At 67.5% G+C, this 6,315-nt stretch carries 6 protein-coding genes; 5 read left to right on the forward strand and 1 reads right to left on the reverse strand.

The features are described 5' to 3' along the window. Positions 1 to 16 precede the first annotated feature (16 nt). Entirely contained in the window at positions 17 to 1,891 is a 1,875-nt protein-coding gene (locus SAZ01S_RS20565) for an ABC-F family ATP-binding cassette domain-containing protein (RefSeq protein WP_084584128.1), read from the reverse strand. 304 nt (positions 1,892 to 2,195) lie between these two features. Between SAZ01S_RS20565 and SAZ01S_RS20570 the strand changes: the two genes are divergently transcribed. The 5 genes from SAZ01S_RS20570 to SAZ01S_RS20590 all read left to right on the forward strand — a co-directional run. Next, on the forward strand, positions 2,196 to 2,501 hold the full coding sequence (locus SAZ01S_RS20570) for an STAS domain-containing protein (RefSeq protein ID WP_084584129.1): 306 nt from the start codon (positions 2,196 to 2,198) through the stop codon (positions 2,499 to 2,501). Beyond that, positions 2,498 to 2,866: a response regulator gene (locus tag SAZ01S_RS20575; protein ID WP_084584130.1), complete on the forward strand. Its 369-nt coding sequence runs from the start codon at positions 2,498 to 2,500 to the stop codon at positions 2,864 to 2,866. Before SAZ01S_RS20570 ends, SAZ01S_RS20575 begins: the two co-directional genes overlap by 4 nt. Beyond that, positions 2,863 to 4,818, forward strand: a complete 1,956-nt coding sequence (locus tag SAZ01S_RS20580; protein ID WP_084584131.1) for a chemotaxis protein CheA — start codon at positions 2,863 to 2,865, stop codon at positions 4,816 to 4,818. The genes SAZ01S_RS20575 and SAZ01S_RS20580 overlap by 4 nt, the downstream gene beginning before the upstream one ends. A gap of 4 nt (positions 4,819 to 4,822) precedes the next feature. Further along, entirely contained in the window at positions 4,823 to 5,341 is a 519-nt protein-coding gene (locus tag SAZ01S_RS20585; RefSeq protein ID WP_084584132.1) for a chemotaxis protein CheW, read from the forward strand. 67 nt (positions 5,342 to 5,408) lie between these two features. Beyond that, a partial coding sequence (locus SAZ01S_RS20590; RefSeq protein ID WP_139810175.1) for an MCP four helix bundle domain-containing protein occupies positions 5,409 to 6,315 on the forward strand: 907 nt, incomplete at its 3' end.

Consider the following 6,315-nt stretch of genomic DNA (forward strand, 5'->3'; position numbering starts at 1 on the left):
GGAGGATTTCAGGCTCTCAGCCCCCCAGTCCTTCGAGCGCCTCGCTGGCTTCCATCCAGGTCAGCTCGGCCGTCTCGATCTTCGCGCTCACCTCGGCGCGGCGCTTCATCAGGTCGGTCATCGTCAGCTTGGTGAGCGCGGCGTCAGCATTGGCCGGATCGAACATCGCCTTTTCCAGCGCCGAAAGCTGCGCCTGCAGCCGGGCGAGTTCGGTCTCGGCCGCCTTGGCCGCCTTGCGCAGCGCGGTGCCCTTCTCGCGGGCCTCGGCGGCGGCGCGGCGCGCTTCCTTGCGATCGGCCTTCGAGGCCCCGCCCTTGCCGCCGCCGCTCGAATCCTTCGACAGCACGAAGGCGATATAGTCGTCGAGGCTGCCGTCGAATTCCTTCGCGGTGCCCTGGTCGACCAGCACCAGCCGATCGGCGGTCATCTCGAGCATGTGACGATCGTGGCTGACCACGACGACGGTGCCCGAATAGCCGTTGAGCGCCTGGATCAGCGCCTCGCGCGCGTCGACGTCGAGGTGGTTGGTCGGTTCGTCGAGGATCAGCAGATGCGGCGCGTCGCGGGTGATCAGCGCCAGCGCGAGACGCGCGCGCTCGCCGCCCGAAAGCTTGCCGACCTTGGTCGTCGCCTTGTCGCCCGAAAAGCCGAAGCGGCCGAGCTGCGCGCGCACCGCGCCCGGGCTCGCGCTCGCCATGTTGCGCGTCATGTGCTGCAGCGGCGTGTCGTCGCGGTCGAGCTCCTCCACCTGATACTGGGTGAAGTATCCCACCTTCATCTTGCCGCTGCTGTTGATCGCGCCATCCATCGGCGTCAGCTGCGCGGCGAGCAGGCGGGCGAGCGTGGTCTTGCCGTTGCCGTTGCGGCCGAGCAGCGCGATGCGGTCGTCGGGATCGATGCGCAGGTTGAGCCGCTGCAGGATCGGCGTGTCGCCATAGCCGACGCTGGCCATGTCGAGCGTGATCAGCGGCGGACGCAGCTCGTCTGGATTGGGGAAGTCGAAGCTGAGCGAGGGATCGTCGACCAGCTCGGCGATCGGCTGCATCCGGGCCAGCGCCTTTTGCCGGCTCTGCGCCTGCTTGGCGGTCGAGGCGCGCGCCGAGTTGCGGGCGATATAGTCCTGCAGCTTCTCGCGCTCGGCCTGCTGCTTGGCGCGCGCGGCGGCGAGCTGGGCCTGGCGCTCGGCGCGCTGGCGCTCGAACGCGTCATAGCCGCCCGGATAGAGCGTCAGCTTGCCGCGCTCGAGGTGCAGGATGTGATCGACGACATTGTTGAGGAAATCGCGCTCGTGGCTGACCAGCACGATCGTCGCCGGGTAGGATTTGAGGAAGTCCTCCAGCCACAGCACCGCTTCGAGATCGAGGTGGTTCGATGGTTCGTCGAGCAGCAGCAGGTCGGGCTGCGAGAAGAGCAAGCTGGCCAGCGCCACGCGCATCCGCCAGCCGCCCGAGAAGCTCTCCAGCTCGCGGTGCTGCATCTCCTCGTCGAAGCCGAGGCCGACCAGGATGCGGGCGGCGCGCGAAGGGGCGGCATGCGCGTCGATCGCGATCAGCCGCTCATGGATTTCGCCGATGCGATCGGGATCGTGGCTGGTCTCGCTTTCCGCAAGCAGCGCGGCGCGCTCGACATCGGCGGCGAGCACCGTCTCGAACGGCGTCGCGGTGCCGCCAGGGGCTTCCTGCGCGATATAGCCGAGCTTGGCGCCGCGCGGCATGTCGACGCTGCCGCCATCGGGTTCGAGCTGGCTGGCGATCACCTTCACCAGCGTCGATTTGCCGGCGCCGTTGCGGCCGATGAGGCCGATGCGGCCGCGCGGCGGCAGCTTCGCGGTGGCGGCGTCGATGATCGTGCGCCCGCCCAGGCGCACCGTGATGTCGGTCAGGTTGAGCATGATTGCCGTGCGCCTAGCCGATACGGCGTCCGAGGGCCAGCCACGGCACGCGTTTCCGTCGCCATCAACGAAATAGGGTAAACGTTTGCGCGACCATGTATTTTTACGGGGATGCGCCCGCCCGGACACGAAAATGTCGGCCTCCGACCTTGATAGTTACGCGGTTGTGCAAAAATTTTTGCAGGCCAAACAGAATCTTCCTCCGGACTTTTCCCTATAATTTTCCATGTTGCGGTTGGATCCAAAACCGCAAACGCGAACCATTTCGATCGCGTTGAAGAACGTTACTGAGGGATTAACGCAAATGGATCTGCACATCGGGGCATCCGCCGCGTTGCCGAATGCTGCTGAACTTCGCCAGAAGTGCATCGATGTACTGGAAGAATCCGGCCCGATCACTGTCGATATCAGCACTGTAACCGAAGCCGACCTGAGCTTCCTTCAATTGCTTCATGCGCTTCGCGATGCTGGCCGGCAGGCCGGACGCGAGGTTCGCTTGCGCAGCCCTGCGCCCCCGCCGGTCGTGGCGCTGCTGGAGCGCGCCGGTTTTCTCGCCGCGCCCAGCGCCGACGATCTCGATTTCTGGTTTCACGGAGAACGTGCCCAATGACCGCCTCGATCCTCACCGTCGATGATTCGCCCAGCCTGCGCATGGCGATCAAGATCGCGCTGACCGGCGCGGGTTATAGCGTCACCGAAGCCGGCGACGGCGTCGAAGGCCTGGCCAAGGCCAAGGGCACCAAGTTCGACCTGATCATCACCGACTTGAACATGCCCAACATGGACGGGCTGACGATGATCCGCGAGCTGCGCAAGGATCCTGCCCAGTGCGGCACCCCGATTCTGTTCCTCACCACCGAAAGCGATGACGCGATGAAGCAGCAGGCCAAGGCCGCCGGTGCCACCGGCTGGCTGGTCAAGCCGTTCGTCCCCGAACAGCTGCTCAAGGTCTCGCGCAAGGTGCTCGGCCGGTGAGCGGCGGCGATCCCATTGCCGCCTTCCGGGTGGAGGCCGGCGATCTGCTCGATCAGGTCGAGCAAGGCCTGCTCGACCTGACCCACCGGCTCGAAGACCGCGACCTGATCGACGCGGTGTTCCGCGGCCTGCACACGCTCAAGGGCTCGGGCGCGATGTTCGGGTTCGACGCGCTGGCCAGCTTCACCCATCACTGCGAGACCGCCTTCGACCGCGTGCGCAAGGGCCTTGCCCCCGCCACCCAGGGGCTGGTCGCGGTGATCCTCTCGGCCAAGGACCATATGCGCGCGCTCGTCGACGGCGATGGCACCGGGCTGGAAGCCGCCGGCGCCACGATCCTCGAAGCGCTGCAGCGCGAGGTCGATGCCGCTGCCGGCGCGCCCGTAGCGGCTCCCTCCGCGCCGGTCCGCAAGGGCTGGCGCCTGTCGTTCTTTCTGCCGCCCGAATCGATGGCGAACGGCACCAACCCGCTGATGCTGCTCGACGAGCTGCGCGACCTGGGCGAATGCACCATCGTCGCGCGTACCGAAAAGGTGCCGGCGCTTGCCGATCTCAATCCGGTCGAATGCCATGTCGGCTGGGACGTCGAGCTGATCGGCGACATCTCGCGCGACGATATCGACGACGTGTTCCTGTTCGTGATGGACGACATGGAGCTGACGGTCGAGGAAATCGGCGGCGCGCCCGAAGCACCCGCCGAAGTCGTCGACGCCCCCGCCGCGGCCGCGGCAGCCGCCCCCGATGCCGCCGGCCCGGCCAGGGCGGCCGCCAAGACCGGCGAGAGCGTCCGCGTTCCCGCCGAGCGGCTCGACGAGCTGATGGACCGCGTCGGCGAGCTCGTGATCGTCCACAGCCGCCTGTCGCAGCTCGCCAATGGCAGCGGCGGCGACATGGTGCTGCGCTCGATCTCCGAGGAAATCGAGCGGCTGGTCAGCGAGCTGCGCGACACGATGATGGTGCTGCGGATGGTACCGGTGGCCACGCTGTTCGGCCGCTTCCGCCGCCTGATCCACGACCTTGCCCGCGAGACCGGCAAGGCGATCGAGCTCTCCACCGAGGGCGAGACCACCGAAGTCGACAAGACCGTGATCGAGCGGCTCGCCGACCCGATGGTCCACCTGATCCGCAACGCCTGCGACCATGGCCTCGAGCCCGAGGACGAGCGCGTGGCGGCCGGCAAGCCCGCCACCGGCCATGTCCGCCTGTCGGCCCACCAGGCCGGCGGCGAGGTGCTGATCACCATCCAGGACGACGGCCGCGGCATCAACCGTGAGCGGGTTCGCGCCAAGGCGGAATCGCAAGGGCTGATCCAGCCCGGCCAGCAGGTCAGCGACAGCGAATTGCTGCAGATGATCTTCCATCCCGGCTTCTCGACCGCGGCGGCGGTGACCAACCTTTCCGGCCGCGGCGTCGGCATGGACGTGGTCAAGCGCACGATCGAGAGCCTGCGCGGCGCGATCGACATCACCTCGACGCCCGGCGAGGGCTCCACGGTGGTGCTGCGCATCCCGCTCACCCTCGCGATCATCGACGGGCTGCTCGTCCGGGTTGGGGAAGGCCGCTACGTGATCCCGCTGGCGGCAGTCGAGGAGTGCCTCGAGCTGAGCCTGGAGGAGGATCTGCGCTCGCGCGGCCGCAGCTTCATCACGCTGCGCGACCGGCTGGTGCCGTTCCTGCGCCTGCGCGAGATGTTCGAGACCGGCACCAAGCCCGATCCGCACCAGAAGATCGTCGTCATCGCCACCGGCGCCGAGCGCGTCGGGCTGGTCGTCGACCAGATCATCGGCAGCCACCAGACCGTGATCAAGTCGATGTCGCCGCTCCACCAGGACGTCGCCACCTTTGCCGGTGCGACCATCCTCGGGGACGGCGGCGTCGCCCTGATCCTCGATGTCGTCCAGCTCGTGCTGGCCGGCCAGCACCAGGAGGAGCGGCTGCGTGCCGTCGGTTGAGCCCATGCAGGAAACCCTATCCCACACCGCCGTCTCCTGGGACGAAGCGGGCCATCTCGAAGTCCTCACCTTCGACCTGGGCGGCGAGACCTTCGCGGTGGAAGCCGTGCTGGTCCGCGAGATCCTCGATCTGCTGCCGGAGACGCGGGTGCCCGGCGCCGCGCCGCTGGTGCGCAGCGTGGTCAACTTCCGCGGCAAGATCATCCCGATCGCCGACCTGCGTCAGGCCTTCGCCATGGAGCCCGTCGAAGCGACGCTCGACAGCCGCATCGTCGTGATCGAGATCGCGCTGGAAGGCGAGCCGCTCCAGATCGGCATCCGTACCGACAAGGTGCACGAAGTGACGACGCTGGAGCGCACCGCCAGCGAAGAGCCGCCGGCGGTGGGCATGCGCTGGCGCCGCGCCTTCGTGCGCACCCTCGTCCGCCGCAGCGACGGCGTCGTCGTTCTGCCCGACCTCCACGCCATCTTCGCCGCCCATCTGGGCATCGGCGAGGCCGCTGCTGCCGTGGCTGCCGAGTGACCTGCGTCCTTCCCTTCCACGCACGGCCACTGTCGCCGGTGCGCCCCCGCTTCGAGGAACGATGACCATGCGTGCTACCATCAAGTTGAAACTAGGCATCACCTTCGGCGTGCTGATCGCGCTGCTGATCGTAGTGGCGGGCGTGGCGAGCACGCGCCTCGGCGTGCTCAACCAAGCGACGTCGGACGTGATCCATGGACCTGCCCAGCGTCTCGAACTCGCCCAGACGATCGATGCGAAACTGAGCTTCGTCATCCGCCAGGAAAAGAATCTCGCGCTGTCCAACGACGACGCGCAGATGCGCAAGTTTGACGCCGACCTGATGAAGGCGCGCGGCGAACTGCAGCAGCTGATCGCCAAGGGCGTCAGCGGCGCCACCGATCAGGGTCGCCCGATCTGGGCGCAGCTGGAGAGCAAGTTCGACGAGTTCGTGCCGACCAACGACCAGGTGCGTTCGCTCGGCCTGGCGAACAAGAATGCCGAGGCCGCGGCGCTGTCGATGGGCAAGTCGCGGGAGCTCGCGCTGGCGATGAGCCAGGCGGTAACCCAGCTCGTCGCGCTGTCGAAGCAGCAGATGGCCAGCTCCGAACAGTCCGCTGCCGACGTCTACACCAGCGCCAACACCGCGCTGTTCAGCGTCGTCGGGGTGGCGCTGCTGATCGCCGTTGCCGCCGCCTGGTGGATCGCACGCACGGTATCGAGCGGCCTTGCCCGCGTCGGCACGGCGATCACCGCGGTTGCCGAGGGCGACCTCAACCAGCGCGTGCAGGTGACCAGCAACGACGAGATCAAGGATCTGGTCGAGACCGTGAACGCCATGGTCGATCGCCTGCGCGGCGTGATCGCCGACGCGACGGTCGCCTCCACCAATGTTTCGTCGGGCAGCCAGGAACTGTCGTCGAGCGCCGAGCAGGTCTCGCAGGGCGCAACCGAGCAGGCTGCGGCCGCCGAACAGGCTTCGGCGTCGATGGAGG

It is taken from the genome of Sphingomonas azotifigens NBRC 15497 (assembly GCF_002091475.1).
Lineage (GTDB): Bacteria > Pseudomonadota > Alphaproteobacteria > Sphingomonadales > Sphingomonadaceae > Sphingomonas > Sphingomonas azotifigens.

Excerpts from the sequence above, each read along its gene's own strand:
- SAZ01S_RS20565 (WP_084584128.1), bottom strand. The coding sequence starts at position 1,891 with ATGCTCAACCTGACCGACATCACGGTGCGCCTGGGCGGGCGCACGATC.
- SAZ01S_RS20570 (WP_084584129.1), top strand. The coding sequence starts at position 2,196 with ATGGATCTGCACATCGGGGCATCCGCCGCGTTGCCGAATGCTGCTGAA.
- SAZ01S_RS20575 (WP_084584130.1), top strand. The coding sequence starts at position 2,498 with ATGACCGCCTCGATCCTCACCGTCGATGATTCGCCCAGCCTGCGCATG.
- SAZ01S_RS20585 (WP_084584132.1), top strand. The coding sequence starts at position 4,823 with ATGCAGGAAACCCTATCCCACACCGCCGTCTCCTGGGACGAAGCGGGC.